This window comes from Paenibacillus sp. FSL F4-0100 (genome assembly GCF_037993005.1).
In the GTDB taxonomy this organism is placed as follows: Bacteria; Bacillota; Bacilli; order Paenibacillales; family Paenibacillaceae; genus Paenibacillus_AQ.
In genome coordinates this window covers 7,556,568-7,575,809 of record NZ_CP150303.1, presented here as the reverse complement: position 1 = coordinate 7,575,809, position 19,242 = coordinate 7,556,568, and the positions used below count along the sequence as shown (strand labels likewise).

Here is a 19,242-nt window from a genome sequence, read left to right as displayed (position 1 = left end):
CCAAATGAAGGTTCGGAGGGATATGTTTGAAGGAAAAACGAACGTTAATGGACATTGTGTGGCGTCTGGTGCTGTATGCCTGGTCGCTGACTATAATATTTCCTTTAATCTGGGTTATTTATGAATCGTTAAAAAGCAATCCTGAGTTTTTTAAAGATATATGGGCGCTGCCTTCGGAACTAAGATTGCAGAATTATTCGAAGGCTTGGAATCAATACGGTTTTGGGCAATCACTCTTAAATACCCTTTATTATGTTGGCGGAAGTCTGGTCCTTGGACTTTTCTTTACAACACTTAACGCCTATGCGCTTACTAGAATGCAGTTCAAAGGTAGAAAATTGATTTGGGGCTTGATTATGTTGTCCCTGTTCCTGCCGGGCATCAATGCGCTTGTACCCCAGTATGTCATTATGCGGGAACTGAGTTTGACCAATAGCTTGACCGGATTAATTCTTCTGTCCAGTTTGGGTGAAAGCGTGTTCTACCTTATGCTGCTCGGAGGGTTTATGAGCTCTTTGCCGATGGAGCTTGAGGAAAGCGCAACGATGGATGGCGCTACATTATTCCAAAAGTTTTGGCGTGTTATCGTTCCTTTGTCTACACCGGGAATTGTAACCGTTGGCGTATTCAAGTTCCTAGGGTTCTATAACAATTTCTTAGCGCCGTTCATCTACTTGAGCGATCCCAAAAAATATCCCATTGCGGTGCAAATGTATTCTGCCAATAAGCAAATGGAGTTTACTGCGGATTGGGTGACTTTGTTTGCCGGTGTAACCATTGCGATGGTACCGTCCATTATTATTTATATCTTATTCCAAAAACTTCTTATGGAAGGCGCGACCATGGGAGCGGTGAAGGGATGAATACGGTGCAGCAAGTGAAAGCGAAATATAAGCTGATTGCATTGGATCTGGACGGGACTCTTCTGACGGATGAAAAGCACATTACGGAAGAGACCAAGAAGTGGCTTCAATATGCAGTAGATCAGGGTGTTAAAGTAATGTTCTCCACCGGGAGAGGCTTGCAAACTGCCAAGGGCTTCTGGGACGAGCTTGAGCTCGATTCCCCGATGGTGCTGCTCAATGGCGCAGAAGTTTGGGAGGGACCGGGCAGGCTTAAAAAGCGAGTCTTCCTCCCTCGGGACACGGTCCGCGATATGCACGCCATTGCTGCCAAGCGGGGCGAATGGTACTGGGGCTACAGCGTGAAAAGCTTGACGGGCGACAAGGATTGGACTCCGGAGATGTTCGAACGGGATTGGATGAAATTCGGCATTGGCAGCAATGATCAACAGAAGCTCGCGGAAATTAAGGAAGAGCTGCTCAGTTGGGGGACGCTTGAAGTTACCCGTTCGGCCCTTAGTAATATGGAGATTTCAGTTAAAGGCATTACGAAGGAAAGCGGAGTACGCGAGGTTTGTCAGATGCTTGGCTTCTCTATGTCCGATGTAATTGCTATGGGAGACAGTGATAATGACGCGAAGCTATTGAAGGCGGCAGGTCTCGGTGTGGCGATGGCTAACGGTGAAGATTATATCAAGTCAATAGCGGACGTAATCACGGCTACCAACAATGAGGACGGCGTTGCTCAGGCGATTCGGAAATATGTATTCCAAATGGAGTAAACACAGCAAACAGATTCTAGTAAATATAGTGAGGGAGTAGACATAGATGGCCGTTCAATCGAAAGAGATAAACTTAGATCAACTGGGCGGAACTATATACCCGGAGACAACAAATGGCGAACAGTTGAAATGGCATTCTCCGCTTGAAGCGCCCTTTCACATCGCGGGCTTCCCTTGGCTTGCACAGGATGGGATTTACAGACGCCTGCCTTTGGCTTCCGGGGCTGTCTTGCCGCCCGCGGTTGATACGCTTGCTTATTGTACGGCAGGCGGGCAAATTCGCTTTCGCACCAATTCCTCAAGGCTGGTCATAAGGATGCGTCTTGCCGGACCGGCCAATATGTATCATATGCCGCCTACCGGGCAGTGCGGGGTTGACTGTTATCTTGGAGAGCCGGGAGAGCAGAGCTTTATCACCACGGCTAAATTCAAGCCAACGGAAAGTGAATATGAATCACAGCTTTATCAGTGGGATACAAAAAAAGATGTGGCCGTCACCTTAAACATGCCGCTCTACCAAGGGGTAGAGGAGGTGTGGATCGGTGTAGATAAGGATGCTGTCATAAGCGATGCACCTGCCTATGCAAGCAGTAGACCCGTCATTATATATGGAACTTCGATTACGCAAGGGGGATGCGCCTCCCGGCCGGGTATGGCTTATTCTAATATTCTCAGCCGTATGATTCCGGTGGAGTTCGTAAATCTTGGCTTCTCGGGGAATGGAAAGGGCGAGCCGGAACTCGCGCATATCATGTCGGAAATTCATGATCCGGGGCTATTCATTCTTGATTATGAAGGGAATACGGGCGAAGCCGGAAACATCGCACGAACGCTGCCTGCCTTCATCCAAATTTTGAGAGAGCGGCATCCCGAAGTTCCTATATTAGTAGTCTCAAGGATTAGCACTGCAGAAGATCAGTTCTATACGGAGAGAAGGGAGCTTCATGATCGCCGCAGGCTGATTCAGATAGAGAACGTTGAACAGAGGCGGACAGAAGGAGACTGTAATCTCCATTTCGTTGACGGTTTTAAGCTGCTAGGCGATGATTTCGTCAATGATTGTACGGTTGACGGAACACATCCAACGGACCTCGGATTTTTGCGCATGGCACAGTCGCTTGCACCTATCATAAAGCGATTGTTGCGACTGTGATTAACAAGATAGATGATATGAACAGCCTTCAGACGCATTTTTAGTTTAGGGGCTGTTTGTTTTTCTAATACCTGTATTACCATTTAAGCCGAAAAAGGAGAGGATTTTAATTGAAGTCCCAAAGAAGAAGTCTGCCTTTTATTGTGATGGCTTGTTTCATTGCGGGGGTTGTTAGTCTTTGTTACGGCATTAATGTATTCGCGGCGTCTTCAGATAAAGAAGATGGTGTTTCTAAAAAAGATAGAGCTAAGTACTTAGGAGCTTCACTGTTCAAAGGTCACATGCATACCCACACATCTCTCAGTGATGGGATATTGTTGCCTAATGATGCTTACAATTTTGTGAAAGCTAATACAGACTTTGATTTTTATGCAGTGACTGAACACGACGTGACTTATGACATCAGTACGGGCAGTGATTTTATTACGGATGTTCAAGACTCTTATTCAGAAGAATACAAGTTGCTGCATGAGCAATCAGATGCTCACAATCGTGATCACGAATTTATTACGCTGCCTGGTACGGAAGTGACTTGGTATGATGAAGCGGGCCATATCAACTTATTTAATGCCCCATGGTTTGCAAGAACACATGGAGTAGGTGCGGATGGCACTTGGGGCTGGAGCGACATAAAATATGATTTGCCAACCTTTTACGCAAGACTTGCCCAAGATCCTAATGCGATTGCTCAATTTAATCATCCACGCTCGTCAGGAAATTGGAGTTTCAATGAATTTAAACATTATAACCGGGATGTTGATAGAAACCTTAATCTGATGGAATACAAATCCTCCAATGATTTTGCAATCTATACCAAGGCGTTAGATCAAGGCTGGCATGTTTCACCTGTGTTTGGCGGAGACGAGCACAAAGGAAATTGGGGAATGGTCCAGCCCCATGTGACCGGTATGTGGGGGGATAATCTAACAAGAGAAGGTCTTTACGAGGCGATGCGAAACCACCGCACCTATGTATCATTTGATCGTAACTTAGAAATGGCGGTTTCAGCAAAAGGTCAGATGATGGGGGCGATCCTTCCAGCCAAAACAAAAGAAATTGAACTTAAAGTACGGATAAATGATCCTGATGCTAACGATGATTTGGATAAAGTCGTTGTTTACAAAAACAGCGGTGAAATCGTCAAGGAGTACCGCAATATTGCCAGCAATCAATTTAAAAAGGAAGTAAGCTTAGCAAGTAAAGATGGGGATTATTTCATCGTTAGAGCTTTCCAAGCAGACGGTGAAGAAGCTATAAGTGCTCCAATTTGGATTGGTGATGAAACGAGGGGCACGGTGCACGCGCCTGAAATTACGGTACATGGACAATATCCGGACACGATTAAGCTTGGGGATCAAGTGGAGGTGCTGGGCGCTTCGGCGACGGATAATCGCGGTCAATCTTTATCGGTGGAAACCATCGTTTTAAATGATAAAGGAGAAGTAGCCGTAGCAAATCAGCATTTCAAGGTCGACATGTATGGAGAATATTTCATTAAGTATGTAGCAACCGACTCTCAAGGAAATACGCGTGTTGAACTTATTCGATTACTTGTTGATCAACAAAAGCTAGATGCCGATAAAATTTTAAATGAATTTCAACCCATTGTTAATGTAGGTGCAAGCGAACATGAAGTGGGAATAAATGTAGTGACGGATAAGGCATTAGAAACGTCGTATGTTCAATATAAACCTGAGTCCGAGACGACGTGGGACCATGCTGAAGTGGTACAAGCGGAAGTCTCTTATTTTCAAGTCGCCTATGGTGATACGTTTGCGAAGAGTAATTATCGGGTGCTTGCAGCTCATGAAGCGAATTTAACAGATCTCGACTTAGGGGCTAAGTATGACTATCGGTATGGAATGTCACCGACTGGACCTTGGAGCGGCAGTTATAGCTTTAGGACCGCGCCAGCTTCAGAGGAAGCCGTCATGTATGTGATGGGAGATCTTGAAGTTCCAGATCGAAATCCGGAAAGTTTCCGACTGTTTAAAAATATGCTGGATGTTCTGCAGGAGAAAAATTCAAACGGACAGACTGTGATTCAAGTCGGAGACTTGGTCGAGAACGGCGGCAATATGTATGCCTGGGATGATGTGTTTAGCAACATTTACAACAATGATATGGGTCTCGTTTCTGCTCACATTGTCGGGGACCGTGAACGTGCGACGGAGCGGAAAATCGGGCCGTTCTCCGGGTTTTTCAACCTGCCGAAGAGCGGTGAAGGCAGTTACCGGGAAACGAATTATTCGTTTGATTATGGCGATATGCACATTGCTGTTCTGAATTCTGTGCTGGATTTCGACAAGCAGATGTCATGGCTGGAAAAAGATTTGCGGGCAACCGACAAGAAGTGGAAAATTGTGATGGGGCATTATCCTTATTATGGCGGTCAATCTGGCGATGAGACCGGTATGGACATGATGAGAGTGAAATTGTCTCAAGCATTTGAACGGCTTGGCGTTAGTATGTATATTGGCGGTCATGATCATGTGTATAAACGGACAACCATACGAAACGGTGTAAAAGATATATCGGAAGAAGCGATGAATTTAGGAACAACTTTTGTGACAGTTGGGTCATCAGGTCCAACGTTCTTTGATAACAAATCATTTGACTGGGATCATATCGTGTATGATGAAAATAAGCAGACGGGTGTTATTTTAGAATCAAACGATCAATCTCTCACGTTGAAAGCTTACAACAGCGACGGAGTTGAAATGGATTCATTTACGATTAACCAACCTGAAAATTATATGAGCTTAACGAGCGCAATTGTAGAAAATAACGTCTTGAAGGGCGTTGGGGTTTTGAATTACCCGAGCTCACTTGAACGTGTCACCGTTATCGGGGAAAAGCGTGATCATACAGGTGAACAGCTGTTGGAAACGGTGATTCAAGAAGCAACCCTAGAACACCTCGGACGTGAACAAATCATCTTATTTGACAACCCTCTTGCATTTGGCGATGAACATACGATCATCGTAAGATTGGTTAATAATCCAATCGATCAAGAGCCGTTAACGGACCCGTTAATAGCTAAAGAAGGAATGCTGGGCGATGGTTCGGAAGGCAACCCATATCAAATCAAAAGTGCCAGTGGACTCTATAAAATGCATGAGTTCCCGGACAAACATTTTATTTTAGATCGGGACATTGACGGTAATGGCGTGTTTTTTGAAGCGATTGGCGCGAATGGCACTCCATTTACGGGTACATTTGATGGACAAGGACATACGATATCAGGCGTTATTGTCTCTTCAGGCGGCGCGGGTCTCTTTGCCGTTAATGAAGGGACGATTCGAAATGTAGGCATTATCAATGCTGACATTGATGTGCGCCGAAGTAATGTTGGGATCCTGGTGGATCAGAATGATGGAATCGTGGAATATACCTACAGTACTGGATCTATTCGAGGCAATTCTACCGTTGGCGGTCTTGTGGGCTACTCGAACGGTATCGTTAGAAACAGTTATTCAACAGCTCGGGTCCATGCACGAGGCAAGCAAGCCGGCGGCATGATCGGGATTACGAATCGGGGGAGTACAACAGAACAGGTCTATACAACCGGAGCCGTAATAGCAGAAGAATCAAATGCTGGCGGCATCAGCGGATACGGATATAACCATACGGTCATTCGAAATAGTATGGCATTAAATCCATCTATTGTTACAGGTACTGCATCGAATAGAATTGTCGGCAGAGTTTTAGCTGGGGAGACGGCAACTTTAGTCAATAATTACGCCGATGAAAATATGTTTGTTAGCAGTGAGAACATTACAGTGAATGATCCGAACAATGAGAAAGGACAGGGGGTCAGTACCGAAACATTTACGAAGTCATCATTTTTCACAGAAACCCTCGGTTGGGATTTTGATTCGATCTGGATCTGGAATGAAGATGCCAAACGTCCATTACTGCAAAGTAATTTGGAGCAAATTAACGAAGATCATATTCCAAAGCCGAAGCTTGATCAGAACGAAGATGGGTACTACATCATTCGTTCGATTAGCGAATTAAAGACCATTTCAGAATTTCCAAATGAAAATTATATATTGGAAAACGATCTTGATTTTGAAGGGCAGCTATTTGAACCCCTATTTAAGGGGATGCCTTTCCTTGGCATTTTTGATGGAAATCATAAATCTTTAACCAATTTTAAATCAGAAAATGGTGGCTTATTCCATCTCAATGGCGGCATGATTAAAAACATAGCTATGGTAGATGCAAGCGTCACTGGCGGGAGTAATATAGGCATACTCGTTAACACGAACAACGGAAAGGTAGAGAATAGTTATGTAACGGGCTCAATCGAAGGCTCCAGCACAGTGGGCGGTCTAGCGGGCTATTCCAATGGCATCGTGAGAAACAGCTATTCTACTGCGGATGTAACTGCTCAGGCGAACCAAGCTGGCGGCCTAATCGGAATTACAAACGCAGGCAGTTTAACGGAAAACGTGTATGCATCTGGAGCCGTCCAGGCTCTTAAAAGCAATGCAGGCGGAGTGACTGGCTATGGCTATAATGATACGGTTGTTAAAAACGTTGTTGCTTTGGGTCCTTCAGTCGTGACGCCGACGATGGCGAACCGTGTGGTGGGACGAGTCCTTGCCGGGCATACCGCAACGCTTGAGAATAATTATGCGTTCGATGGCATGATTGTGGATAAAGAAGGCGAAAGTATTGCCGCTGCTGATAACAGAAAAGGTTTAGGGCTATCAAAGCAACAGGTTGAAGACCCTAATACGTATACCTATAGACTGAAATGGGATTTTGAGTCGATCTGGTTGTGGGATGATACGTTAAAGCGTCCGGTATTGAGCAGTAATCCTGAAGAGGCAAGCGAACCTGTCGTGCCTTTGGAAAGAAATGAAGCAGGTTATTACAAAATCAAATCCATTACTGATTTGAACGTTATGGAAAACTTCCCAGCAGAAAAGTATATTTTGGACAATGATTTGGATTACGCCGGACAACCGGCTGAGCCACTTTTTAAAGAAGTTTCGTTCACCGGTGTACTGGATGGCGGCGGGAAGAAAATAGTTAACTTTAATTCTTCGAGCGGCGGCTTATTCCATCTAAATGCCGGAGTGATTAAAAATATAGCCATGATAGATGCCAGCGTCACTGGCGGGAGCAGAATAGGCATACTCGTCAACACGAACAATGGCGAGGTAGAGAATAGTCTTTCAACAGGCTCCATTACAGGCTCCAGCACAGTGGGCGGTCTAGTAGGCTATTCCAATGGTATCGTCAGAAACAGCTATTCTACCGCGGATGTAACCGCTCAGGTAAGTCAGGCCGGCGGCCTAATCGGAATTACGAACTCGGGCAGCCTAACAGAAAACGTGTATGCGTCTGGAACCGTTCGGGCGATGACGAGCAATGCGGGCGGAGTGACTGGATACGGATACAATGATACGGTCGTCAGAAATGTCATTGCCCTGGGTCCTTCGGTTACGGCGCCAACGATGGCGAACCGGGTGATGGGACGAGTTCTTGCGGGGCACACCCCCACCCTCGAAAATAATTATGCACTTGATGTCATGATTGTGGATCGAGAAGGAGTTGCTGAAGGATACTTAACGACGATTAAAGGATTAGGTCTATCTGAAACTGAAATAGAGACTCCATCCACCTATACAGACAGGTTAGGGTGGGACTTTAACGCTATTTGGAGATGGGACGGTATTGTTAAACGACCTGTTTTACAAGCGGTATCAGAAGGCAACGAAGAAGAGCCAGTTAGCCTGATTGGGCTTGAGCTCGAGGGGCTGCTTACGCTGGCCGTTGGGGAGAGTGATCAAACGGTGACTACTGCAGTATACAGTGATGGAAGCCGTGAAAAGGTAGAGATAAACGTCACCTATACAAGCAGTGATCCAAGTATAGTGGAGATCAGCGCTAGTGGTGTAGTAACGGCGAAGTCGGAAGTAACAGCGCTCATCACGGCAGAGTATGATGGCTTGATTTCATCCTATGAGCTAAAAACCTTGACTCAGAAGCAAATCGATATGGAGGGGGTTAACCTAGGCATGGATTCTGAAGTCACGCTTCAGTTCACAAACTATGATGTAGTGAATAAAAATTGAAGTAGAGGCTTTTCCGAAAGACCTGGCCCTAAATAGCCAGATATCATATGTATTGGGCAGTTTAATGAAATGAGTCCGGTAATTATACCGGACTCATCCCTTTTTTTAATAGAAAATGACAAAAAAGTATCCCGACATTATAATTGTTACATATATCCTTTGGAGTCACTAACTAGGAGGGTGGCATGTGGTTTTAACCAATATATTATGATGGGGAGTTATTTCTACCGAGGAGGGATCAAATTCCGATGAATGTAGTCGTCAAGTTGATGCAAGAATTCAAAGACCGCGATATCCGGCTTAAGTTGAAGGGCTATCGGGACAAAGCAGAGCTTAGCAGGAAACGGAATATGGAAGCTTGGGACGACGAGAGGCTGCAAGCGGAATCTCTCCGGCTGAAAAAGGAAGCAAAATCGGGTATGCCTTTGGACGAGCTGCTTGTCGATGCCTATGCGCTAGTTTGTGAGGCAGCGAAGAGAACGCTCGGATTACAGCCCTACGATGTCCAGATCATGGCTGCCATCGCTCTGCACGAGGGATTTTTGATCGAGCAGCATACCGGTGAAGGAAAAACGCTCTCTGCTGTTATGCCTGCTTATCTAAATGCGCTAACCGGCGAAGGCTGTCATGTGCTGACTTTTAACGATTATTTGGCATATCGAGATGCGGAGTGGATGGGCCCGATCTATCGTTTCCTTGGGTTAACGGTAAAATCGGTTCAAGCGGGCATGGGATTATCCGAGAAAAGGGAAGCGTACGCCGCAGATATAACCTATGTTACGGCCAAAGAGGCGGGATTCGATTATTTGCGCGACACGATCGCACTAGACGAAGCCGATGCCGTGCATCGTCCTTTCCACTACGTCATCGTCGACGAAGCAGATTCACTGCTTCTCGACGAAGCTCGAGTGCCTCTAGTCATCGCCGGCGAGCCGGGCTCAGCCAAGAGTGACGGCATCCGTTTCGCAGAAGTGGCTAGGCAGCTTGAGCAAGATGAGCATTACGACTTCGACGAGTTCAAGCGGAATGTTTATTTGAATGAAGCGGGCTCTGCTAAAGCCGAATCGCTGCTGGGATGCGGCAATTTGTACGATAGCCATAATAGTCATTTGTTATCGTCGTTAAATTGCGCGCTGCATGCGGAATCGTTATTGAAAAAAGATGTCGATTACATCGTCAGGAATGGTAAAATCGAGCTGATCGACGAATATACCGGCCGCGTGGCGGAGAACAGGCATTTGCCGGACGGGCTGCAAGCCGCCCTTGCGGCCAAAGAAGGGCTGCAGTCCTTAGCCGGCGGGAAAATTCTCGGTACGATCACCCTTCAACACTTCCTTAGCCTATATCCGAAGATTTGCGGAATGACGGCTACCGCGCACGCTTCCGCAATGGAATTCGAAAATATTTATGCGCTGCAGGTCATGCAAATTCCGCCGAACCAGCCAAACATACGGATCGACCATCCGCACCGGATTTATACTCATAAAGAAGCCAAACTTAAGGCACTTGTACAAGAAATATCGTCCGTCCATAGGGCGGGGCGTCCGATTCTCATTGGTACGTCAAGCGTTGGGGAGTCTGACATGCTGGCGGAGGCGCTAGCGGCTGCCGATGTACCTTGCCATGTTCTGAATGCGAAGAACGACGCAAAAGAAGCCGAGATCATCGCCAAAGCGGGAGAAATCGGCGCCGTGACGGTGTCTACGAACATGGCGGGACGCGGCGTCGACATTCGGCTCGGCGGCGGCAACCCCACGCAAGCAGAAGTTGTCGCCAAGCTGGGCGGGTTGTACGTGATTGGTACACATATGCACGAAAGCGTGCGGATCGACAACCAACTGCGAGGGCGTTCCGGCCGCCAAGGCGACCCCGGAGCTTCCGTATTTTTCGTCAGCTTGGAGGACGAGTTGATCCTTCAATTCGGCATCGATAAAGCGATTCCGCCCATGTATCGCGATCTTAGGCAGGAAGAAGCACTCGGAGAGTCGGTGCTCTACAGCAAAATTACGCATATTCAGCGCGTTATTATGGGCCAAAACTTCCATATCCGCCAGGAACTGAATTGTTATTCGGATATGGTGGAGGAACAGAGGCGTATTTTATACGAGGAGCGTCTCAGAATTTTGAAAGGCGAGACAAAGGTGAGCCCTTCGGAGCAGCGGGTACGGCTTTACTATATCGACAAGTTCTGGGCTGAGCATCTGGCTTACGTTTCTTACATTCGCGAAAGCATCCATTTGACGAGCCTTGCTAATCGCAATCCGATCGACGAATTTCATGCGCAAATCATCCAAGCCTACGAGCAAATTCCGGCTAAAATAAGTAGAGAGTCGGCAAATATGCTCGTAAAGCTCGGAGGTTCGAATGATCCGGCGAAGTGGGAAGAGTTCGGGCTGAAGAGCCCTACTTCCACTTGGACTTATATTATCAACGATCAATACATGGAGTACTTGCAGAATCCCGGTTCATGGAACCCAGGGACGATCATCGCTTATTGGATTCGCAAGATGCTGAGGCCGGTATTCGGGTGGTCAGAATTTTGATCGGGACGAATACGAGCGAACGCTCGATTCAACCTGCGCTGAAAATGTTGAAGCGAAGCGTTGGCTCCGTGTTGACTTCGTACAATAAAGAATACATCGCAAGGACGTACAGGCCCTATGGCGATGTATCAAAGTTGAAGTGCTTTGAGTTAAATTCTGTTTCCTTAGAATCTGATTATAAAACTTGTTCGCTCGGACTTCTTAATTTTAAATCGGTATAAACATGCCACTGCCGCCAAAGCCATGGCGGTTTTTTTGCGCTCTTTTTGGAGATGAAGCGAAGGGCAAAGTGGTATGCGGAATCGGGTGGGTTCTGCTCAACTCAGGTTAAGAGAGATTTTGAGGCAGGTCATGCCCTTCATTAACGGACTAAGGATTGAGCTTTAGCTGGTCTCCAGAAGAGGTATATAGTTTCAACAAGGATTTCCATTTTCATAGTATGATAATGTTGAGAAAAGATGGAATATGTGGAAAGGTGAGAGACAATGAACGAATTGCAGAAAGAAGCCTTGGAAGAGATGAAAACGGCCATTCATAAGTGGTTTGACGAACAGGAGAATCGAACGAACGTAGAGGAAGTGGTCTTACGCACCACGCTGCAAGTAGGCATCTTTAACTTTGTCATGCTGGATTATCGGCCGGGGAGGACTGGGGTTGACAGTTCGAAATCTATGGGGAGCGCCGCTGGCAAAAAGTCGATGAAAGTTTCGCCCTTTACACGGGAGCAGATATTGCATGAGGTCCAGCATCTGCTGGTGGAAATCGTACGGGAGAGGCTGGACAAGTTGGAAACGTCGCCGCTGATCAATTACCAGTTTACCTTTCAAGGAACCTTCGCGACGACAGACGGGCTTGTGGAATTAACGGTGCTGAAAACGGTATATGAAGCGAAAAAGCGACAGCTTCTGGAGCGAATTCAGTCCTATATCGAGAAAAAACTGGAGAAGGGCTCTTACCCGACAAAGCCGCTGGAGACCTTCTTTTTGGCGCGTCATCTGCTGGATCCGTATTTGTTCCCCGAACCGGAAGCTGCAAAGACGATCGCTTTATTTGACCGGATTCAGGAGTTGAATAAAGAACGGGTTGAGGCTCTCGCGGAGCATCGAAGAGATATTATTAGGGCTTTGACGGGCTGGGCCGAGGATGTATTCCTGCCACGTTACTATGACGTCACCCGTTCCGAATACAGGACCAACGAATATGTGCTCAAGCCGGATGCGGTTCTTGAGAATAAGGATGAACCGAATCAACCTATTGACCTTCTGTTATACGGCGCCGTAATGATTATTCGTTATGAGCCGAACTACAGCAAATCTAGGGGGCAGACTTTCCTGGAGCTGGCGGAGCAGCTTGGCAGTGGCAAAGCCTTACGTATGTTGAAGGAGGGCAGCGACAGCTTCTCGCACGATGAAGTGAATATGCGCCATGAGTTGGTTGAATGCAAGGCTAACGATGTTTTTTCCCTCTTCACCATCACGATTCGCAAGGAAGAAGCCGGGGCGTATGAGCGGGCGATTTCGTTTATTCTCAATCTGCTTCGAAAGGGCTTCCCAAAAAGCTACAAAATCAAGTTAAAATCCAGTGTAAGAGAGTATTTGCCCATCAAGGGGCTAGCCAAATCAGACACGCACCGTTTGTTTGCGAATGCTCTGGCTTATTCCGAGCTGCATCCGTTATTGGAGGAATATGCTCGTGAGGCGATGGTAGAATTTGAATGGTATGAAGATACGGAGGACGAAAAAAGCGTCATGCCGGGCAGCTATGCTGTGTTCGGGCTGGGGCTTTCGTCCGAGCGTTATTTTCCGCTTGTTGAAGCTTACATGGACCTTGTGGATGATGAGCATCAGTTGGTGCATGACAAGTTCACAGCCGTTTTTGCCGAAACCTATGGCATAACGGAACGCTCGATTCCTACCATGATCGTCTGCCTGCTGCGCTCCCACGATTCGCTAAAGCTGAAGATTCAGCCGGAGCTGGAAAGCGAAGACAAGCTGTTGCTATTCGTACAGCAAATAGAGACTCTGTCGGATGATGAGGCTGAGCGGGTACTGTATCCGATCTGGGGCAAGTTGGAGAAGCTGGCTGCATTGGCTCGCAAGGCGCAGGAATCGCGCAAGGAGCTATTGCTTCGCCTGCTAAAGGCAGCGGGCATAGACTGATGGTGGCTCAGTGAAATGGCATTGATAAGTGTGCTTTTGAGGGATTAAGCGTAGTTAAAGCCTATGACCCCTTATATAATGAAACGATCTTATTTGGATAATTACAATGCTTAAAAGAAAGTGGGAGAAGAACATGTACATAAGCAAATGGTGGGGAGATTTAATTGGCGGTTCCGATGATTCGCTGGCATTAATAGACTATTTGGAACAATTGGACTCAACGGATGTGACGCTCAATCAGATTTTAGAGGACTTGGGTTTCGATGTTCTGCTTTCTGAGGGGGACTTGATAAACGGCGGAAGTATTGGGTTTGATATGAAAAATGCTAACGGCACGTTTCGAGCAGAACTTGATATTGCCTGCTCAGTTCTAATGGATCTTTCAGCCATTGTGTTGGAGTCTCATAAATCAGGCTATGTCGATTTGCATGATTTGGATGAGGCTAGGCAGCCGTGCAAACTTTATATAGATGCCTCCGAAGAAAAAAGGAACCTGCTTCGGGATGAATTGTACAAGTTTTCCCGTAATCCGCTGGCTTACGAATTATCCGAGCTTGTTCCGGCCGATGATATGAGAGAGCTTGCGGAAAAGACAAAAATGATCGCAGATGAGCTGGTATAAGTTAGTTGCATACGTTTGTGATAAAAACCCTTTGAATATGATTATGGGTCATTACAAATAAAGATGGTTGGCGTTTAAGTGCCTTGGTGAATTTTCGCCGATAGACCCGTTAAGCTGAACCTTATCATAAGTAGTGCGAAATATAAGATTTGGTGCCATCTACCGTTGAGCTGGACATCAGCGCGATGGAAATCGAAGATACGCGCTTCGTGAAAGTCCTAATCCTACCGCCTGAAATGACGGTCATCTCTGGGGATAACGAGCTTCTCGTATCCGTGTCGAAGCCTTAATGATATAAATGCTGTTCCATCTGTGAAGTGACTCTAAAAAGCCAGACATCATATATATTGGGCAGTTTATATGAAATGAGTCCGGTAATTATACTGGGCTCATTTTTATTTATGTTCGCAAGTGATTTATATTGGTCGATAAAGCTCTTCGATTTCGCGTTATAGATGATACGGTGGAACCGTACCACAATTATTTCGGTGGCCTTCTGTGCTTGTTATGTAAACTTGATTATAGCCACTGGATCGGGTTTTAAAAGGTAAGCAGCTTTGTAGTAGTGTTGATGGGATTGGATTAATAGCTTGTGTTCAAAATTAGGGCGCAAAAAAATATACTGGGAGAGCGTTACGATTTCGCTTGCACCTTACGTAACGTAATGTTTTACAATAGAGCTACCGGTACATAGCTAGCGCCAAAGAGTGGGGATGGTTCATGAAGAGACATTGGAAGGTCGGGGATCTCGCCAAGCTGACAGGGCTTACCGTCCGAACCCTGCGGTTTTATGATCAAATCGGGTTGTTCTCCCCGTCAGGACAAACGGAATCCGGCCACAGGCTTTACAATGAATTGGACTTGTCACGATTACACCAGATATTATCGCTTAAGGAGCTGGGGTTATCTCTCGTGGAGATTAAGTCGGCCTTAACTGGCGGGCAGATCAGTCCGCTTGAGATCGTGGGCCTGCAGATAAATCAAATCCAAGAACAGATCAAGCAGCAACAGAAACTATTGGAGCAGCTCAGACATGTATCCAAGCTTATGCAGGGCAAATCTGAATTAACGGTTGAAGATTTCACGAGCCTTCTGCAAGCGATGAAGATCGGATTTGAGAAACCGGTCATTGAGCGGCAAACCAGTTGGGGGCGACATTTGGACCTTTTGGGAGACTTTCTTGCCGAGGAGAGCGGAAATCCGGAACATAAGGAGGAAAATCAATGAACGAACGATTCGTCAAGCATGGAACCTTTGTTGTGGAGCGGACTTATGCCGCTTCGCCGGAGAGGGTTTATCACGCATGGGCTGATCCGATTGCCAAAGCCAAGTGGTTTTCGAAGCCAGACATCTTTGATTTCCAGGTTGGAGGGCGCGAGTACAGCAGCGGCGGGCCGCCCGAAGGGCCGATCTTTACCTTTGACGCCAGCTACCAGGAGCTTGTTCCAGAGCAGCGCATTGTCTATACGTACACACTGGATTCGGGCGGCGTACGCTTCTCCGTGTCGATCACAACGGTCGAGCTTTTCAAGGTGGAGGGCGGTACGAATTTGATTTTCACAGAGCAAGGTGCATTCTTTGACGGACATGATACGCCAGAAATACGAGAGCACGGTACAAACATCATGTTGGACACACTGGGCAAGGTAGTAGAAGGGAGGTAGGAACATGACTATAGGTGAGAATGAACTTATTGCTTCGCGCGAGTACGATGTCCCGCGGGAGCTTGTATTTCAGGCATGGACGACCCCTGGTTTATTGGCAAAGTGGTGGGGGCCGCAAGGCTTCACGAATACGTTTCACGAATGCGATATGAGGCCGGGAGGTACGTGGAAGTTCACCATGCACGGACCGGATGGCGTGGATTATCCTAACCATAACGTCTTTGTTGAGATTGTGCCGACGGAGCGGGTCGTGATTGATCATCTAAACGTTCATGAATTTCGGGTAACGGCTACCTTCGAGGGCTTCGATGGCCGGACCAGGGTCACCTTCCGTCAACTTTTCAAGAAAAAAGAGGAGTTTGAACAAGCTAAGCCCATCTGTATAGAAGCTAATGAACAGCAGCTTGACCGACTTGGCAAGGTGCTGGCGGAATTGGCCGATAGCCCTGTTAAACTGAACTAGACCAAAAAGCCTTAACCCTTATTGCAGGGCTAAGGCTTTGGTTATTCATTACGCTAGTCTCATCTTAAAATCCTGATAGCCGAACTCGCGTACGACGCGGTAATTGCCGTCTTTCTCCTGCACGGCGATGGCCGGCAGCGGCATGCCGTTGAAGGTGTTGGTTTTGACCATGGAGTAGATCGCCATATCTTCAAACACTAATCTGTCACCGTTCTTAAGGGGCTGATCGAAGGAATAGTCTCCGATGACATCACCCGTCAGGCAGGTCGGACCACCAAGCCGATAGGTGTATGGTTTCTCCCCGGCTTCGCCCGAATCGACGAGTGGCGGACGATAAGGCATTTCCAGAACATCGGGCATATGGCAAGTAGCGGACGTGTCCACGATCGCGATTTCAATGCCGTTTCGATGGATATCCAGCACGGAGGTGACCATATAGCCCGCATTGAGTGCGATGGCTTCTCCGGGTTCGAGGTAGACTTCTAAACCGTATTTCTCCTGCATCCTCTTAATGCAAGCTTCGAGTCTCGGGATATCATAGTCGTCTCTCGTGATATGGTGACCGCCACCAAAATTGATCCATTCCATCTGCGGCAGCCATTGCCCGAACTTGTCTTCGACCGCATTCAGCGTGGTCTCCAAATCATCCGAGTTCTGTTGGCACAGGGTATGGAAGTGTAGTCCTGAAACGCCTTCGAGCAGTTCCGGCCGGAAATCCTCTCGTTTCACGCCAAATCTGGACCCCGGCGAACAGGGGTCATAGATTTCATGTCCCTCTTGCGTCGAACATTCCGGATTGATGCGAAGGCCTACTTTTCTACCCGCAGCAAGAGCTTTCGTTTTATACTTTTCCAACTGGGAGAAGGAATTGAAGATAATATGATCGCAAATGGAAATAATTTCGTCGATTTCATCTTCACGATAGGCAGGCGCAAAGACGTGATTTTCTTTACCCATTTCCTCGTGACCCAGCCGCGCTTCGAATAAACCGCTCGCAGTCGTGCCGCTTAAGTATTGTCCGATGAGGGGATACATGGCGGTCATGGAAAAAGCTTTTTGCGCCAGCACAATCTTGGCTCCCGTACGCTGCATAACGCCGTTCAAAATGTTCAGGTTTTTTTCGATGAGTGCTTCATCGACTACGAAACAGGGTGTCGGTAATTCCTCGAACCGCATATTAGCGAACAAGCTCCGGCTGTTTCGCTTCTTCAGGCAATGCGTCAACAAGGACCGGATTGAAGTCTTCTACCCATGGAAGGCCCCATTTGTTCAGTTCTTCCATGAATGGATCCGGATCGAACTCTTCGATATTGAATACGCCCGGTTTATTCCATTTGCCCGTCATGACCATCGCTGCGCCAATCATGGCAGGCACGCCAGTTGTATAGGAGATGGCTTGGGAGCCCACTTCTTTGTAGCACTCTTGATGGTCGCAAACATTGTAGACGTAGTAAGTCTTGTCTTGGCCGTCTTTTTTTCCTTTAAAGATACAGCCGATGTTCGTCTTGCCCACTGTCCGAGGTCCCAGGGAAGCCGGGTCCGGGAGTACGGCTTTCAGGAATTGAAGCGGAATGATTTGTTTTCCTTCGTATTCGATCGGTTCGATGGAAGTCATTCCTACGTTCTCAAGCGCCTTTAAGTGCATGAGATAGCTTTGACCGAAAGTCATGAAGAAACGGATGCGTTTCAGTCCAGGCATGTTTTGCGCAAGGGATTCAAGCTCTTCATGGTAGAGCAGATACATATCCTTTTGGCCGACTTCAGCGAAGTTATATTCACGCTTAATTTCCATCGGCTTCGTTTCGATCCATTTCCCGTTTTCCCAGTAGCGTCCGTTAGCGGACACTTCACGGATGTTGATTTCAGGGTTGAAGTTGGTTGCGAAAGGATAGCCGTGATCCCCGCCGTTGCAATCCAGAATGTCGATATACTCGATTTCGTCAAAATAGTGTTTCAGCGCATAAGCGGAGAATACGCCGGTTACGCCTGGATCGAATCCGCTGCCCAAAAGAGCTGTGATTCCTGCTTTTTCAAAGCGTTCGCGGTAATCCCATTGCCATTTGTATTCGAATTTCGCCGTATCTTCCGGCTCATAGTTTGCCGTATCCATATAGTGCGTTTTGGTGGCCAGGCAAGCATCCATGATCGTCAAATCCTGGTAAGGCAGAGCCAGGTTCATGACGATATCCGGTTTGACTTCGTTAATCAGAGCGATCAGCTCATCTACGTTGTTTGCATCGACCTGTGCGGTCGTAATTTTGGTTTTGCCACCCTCCAATTTTGCTTTCAGCTCATCGCATTTGGATTTCGTACGGCTGGCGATACAGATTTCTTCGAAAACCTCGCTGTTTTGAACGCATTTATGAATGGCTACAGATGCTACGCCGCCGGCGCCAATGATTAGTGCTTTTCCCATTTTTCGATCTCCTATCCCAAATAAATTTTTTTAATGTAAAACGGCAACAAAAAAAGCAAGCGAAACACGCACCATGCGCATCACACTTGCTTTGATATAGTCAAATAATAAGATAGTCCCAATAAGCATGACCGGACAAACCTCTTGCTTGCTCGTCAGTCAGCTATAAAACTCAACGTTTTATAGAAAGGCGCTTAATATTCAAATATATCATGTTAGGATCAGAGTCTATATAGCAAATAATTACTTTTACCACTCTTATTGACCGTTTCACAAGTTGTGTGCATAAGCACTGGTTGTAAAGTAACCAACTTATAAAATTTGAGCTTTGAACTCAATCAATAAGGCAACGAAAGTTGCCAATCGGCAATTGACCCGGCTGTCCGTATGGCCTTAACTTCCTAAATAGAAGTGGTCAAAGATTATCTGCTTGGAAAGATCCTAAATATATTGACTATTCGCTTTCCAAAAATCATGCTATTTCATAATAGCAGGATAAGGATTAT

The 19,242-nt window shown here is 46.7% G+C and carries 13 protein-coding genes; 11 read left to right on the top strand and 2 right to left on the bottom strand.

The features are described 5' to 3' along the window. Nucleotides 1-26: 26 nt before the first annotated feature. The 11 genes from MHH48_RS34395 to MHH48_RS34345 all read left to right on the top strand — a co-directional run bounded on the left by MHH48_RS34395 (nucleotide 27) and on the right by MHH48_RS34345 (nucleotide 16,320). Nucleotides 27-863 carry a carbohydrate ABC transporter permease gene (locus MHH48_RS34395; protein ID WP_076323639.1) on the top strand — a complete coding sequence of 279 codons (837 nt, stop codon included), beginning with the start codon at nucleotides 27-29 and terminating at the stop codon, nucleotides 861-863. Further along, the gene (locus MHH48_RS34390; RefSeq protein WP_076323640.1) at nucleotides 860-1,624 is read left to right on the top strand and encodes a Cof-type HAD-IIB family hydrolase; all 765 of its coding nucleotides are present in this window, start codon (nucleotides 860-862) and stop codon (nucleotides 1,622-1,624) included. The genes MHH48_RS34395 and MHH48_RS34390 overlap by 4 nt, the downstream gene beginning before the upstream one ends. 46 nt (nucleotides 1,625-1,670) lie before the next feature. After that, entirely contained in the window at nucleotides 1,671-2,777 is a 1,107-nt protein-coding gene (locus tag MHH48_RS34385) for an SGNH/GDSL hydrolase family protein (RefSeq protein ID WP_076323641.1), read from the top strand. 110 nt (nucleotides 2,778-2,887) lie between these two features. Beyond that, nucleotides 2,888-8,869, top strand: coding sequence for a CehA/McbA family metallohydrolase (locus tag MHH48_RS34380; RefSeq protein WP_256720630.1), 5,982 nt, complete (start codon nucleotides 2,888-2,890; stop codon nucleotides 8,867-8,869). Nucleotides 8,870-9,117: 248 nt separating this feature from the next. Next, on the top strand, nucleotides 9,118-11,412 hold the full coding sequence (locus tag MHH48_RS34375) for an accessory Sec system translocase SecA2 (protein WP_076323642.1): 2,295 nt from the start codon (nucleotides 9,118-9,120) through the stop codon (nucleotides 11,410-11,412). Nucleotides 11,413-11,897: 485 nt separating this feature from the next. Next, the gene (locus MHH48_RS34370; RefSeq protein ID WP_076323643.1) at nucleotides 11,898-13,571 is read left to right on the top strand and encodes a DUF6138 family protein; all 1,674 of its coding nucleotides are present in this window, start codon (nucleotides 11,898-11,900) and stop codon (nucleotides 13,569-13,571) included. Nucleotides 13,572-13,704: 133 nt separating this feature from the next. Continuing rightward, complete coding sequence (locus MHH48_RS34365; RefSeq protein WP_076323644.1) at nucleotides 13,705-14,193, top strand: imm68 putative immunity domain-containing protein; 489 nt, start codon at nucleotides 13,705-13,707, stop codon at nucleotides 14,191-14,193. Between the two features lie 185 nt (nucleotides 14,194-14,378). Further along, nucleotides 14,379-14,483: a hypothetical protein gene (locus tag MHH48_RS34360; protein ID WP_244879114.1), complete on the top strand. Its 105-nt coding sequence runs from the start codon at nucleotides 14,379-14,381 to the stop codon at nucleotides 14,481-14,483. Nucleotides 14,484-14,913: 430 nt separating this feature from the next. Continuing rightward, a complete protein-coding gene (locus MHH48_RS34355) occupies nucleotides 14,914-15,420 on the top strand; it encodes a MerR family transcriptional regulator (protein ID WP_076323645.1) in 507 nt (168 codons plus the stop codon). Continuing rightward, complete coding sequence (locus MHH48_RS34350; RefSeq protein WP_076323646.1) at nucleotides 15,417-15,857, top strand: SRPBCC family protein; 441 nt, start codon at nucleotides 15,417-15,419, stop codon at nucleotides 15,855-15,857. Before MHH48_RS34355 ends, MHH48_RS34350 begins: the two co-directional genes overlap by 4 nt. A 4-nt stretch (nucleotides 15,858-15,861) precedes the next feature. Beyond that, nucleotides 15,862-16,320 carry an SRPBCC family protein gene (locus tag MHH48_RS34345; protein WP_076323647.1) on the top strand — a complete coding sequence of 153 codons (459 nt, stop codon included), beginning with the start codon at nucleotides 15,862-15,864 and terminating at the stop codon, nucleotides 16,318-16,320. Nucleotides 16,321-16,368: 48 nt separating this feature from the next. Here the strand turns inward: MHH48_RS34345 and nspC are convergent, their stop codons facing one another. After that, nucleotides 16,369-17,496 (bottom strand): carboxynorspermidine decarboxylase, encoded by a 1,128-nt coding sequence (gene nspC / locus MHH48_RS34340; protein WP_076323648.1) that lies wholly within the window; start codon nucleotides 17,494-17,496, stop codon nucleotides 16,369-16,371. A gap of 1 nt (nucleotide 17,497) precedes the next feature. Further along, nucleotides 17,498-18,736 (bottom strand): saccharopine dehydrogenase family protein, encoded by a 1,239-nt coding sequence (locus MHH48_RS34335; RefSeq protein ID WP_076323649.1) that lies wholly within the window; start codon nucleotides 18,734-18,736, stop codon nucleotides 17,498-17,500. Between the last annotated feature and the right edge of the window lie 506 nt (nucleotides 18,737-19,242).

Coding starts and splice junctions, on each gene's coding strand:
- MHH48_RS34370 (WP_076323643.1), top strand. CDS start 11,898: ATGAACGAATTGCAGAAAGAAGCCTTGGAAGAGATGAAAACGGCCATT.
- MHH48_RS34350 (WP_076323646.1), top strand. CDS start 15,417: ATGAACGAACGATTCGTCAAGCATGGAACCTTTGTTGTGGAGCGGACT.
- MHH48_RS34390 (WP_076323640.1), top strand. CDS start 860: ATGAATACGGTGCAGCAAGTGAAAGCGAAATATAAGCTGATTGCATTG.
- MHH48_RS34375 (WP_076323642.1), top strand. CDS start 9,118: ATGAATGTAGTCGTCAAGTTGATGCAAGAATTCAAAGACCGCGATATC.
- MHH48_RS34355 (WP_076323645.1), top strand. CDS start 14,914: ATGAAGAGACATTGGAAGGTCGGGGATCTCGCCAAGCTGACAGGGCTT.
- nspC (WP_076323648.1), bottom strand. CDS start 17,496: ATGCGGTTCGAGGAATTACCGACACCCTGTTTCGTAGTCGATGAAGCA.
- MHH48_RS34365 (WP_076323644.1), top strand. CDS start 13,705: ATGTACATAAGCAAATGGTGGGGAGATTTAATTGGCGGTTCCGATGAT.
- MHH48_RS34385 (WP_076323641.1), top strand. CDS start 1,671: ATGGCCGTTCAATCGAAAGAGATAAACTTAGATCAACTGGGCGGAACT.
- MHH48_RS34345 (WP_076323647.1), top strand. CDS start 15,862: ATGACTATAGGTGAGAATGAACTTATTGCTTCGCGCGAGTACGATGTC.
- MHH48_RS34360 (WP_244879114.1), top strand. CDS start 14,379: ATGGAAATCGAAGATACGCGCTTCGTGAAAGTCCTAATCCTACCGCCT.
- MHH48_RS34335 (WP_076323649.1), bottom strand. CDS start 18,736: ATGGGAAAAGCACTAATCATTGGCGCCGGCGGCGTAGCATCTGTAGCC.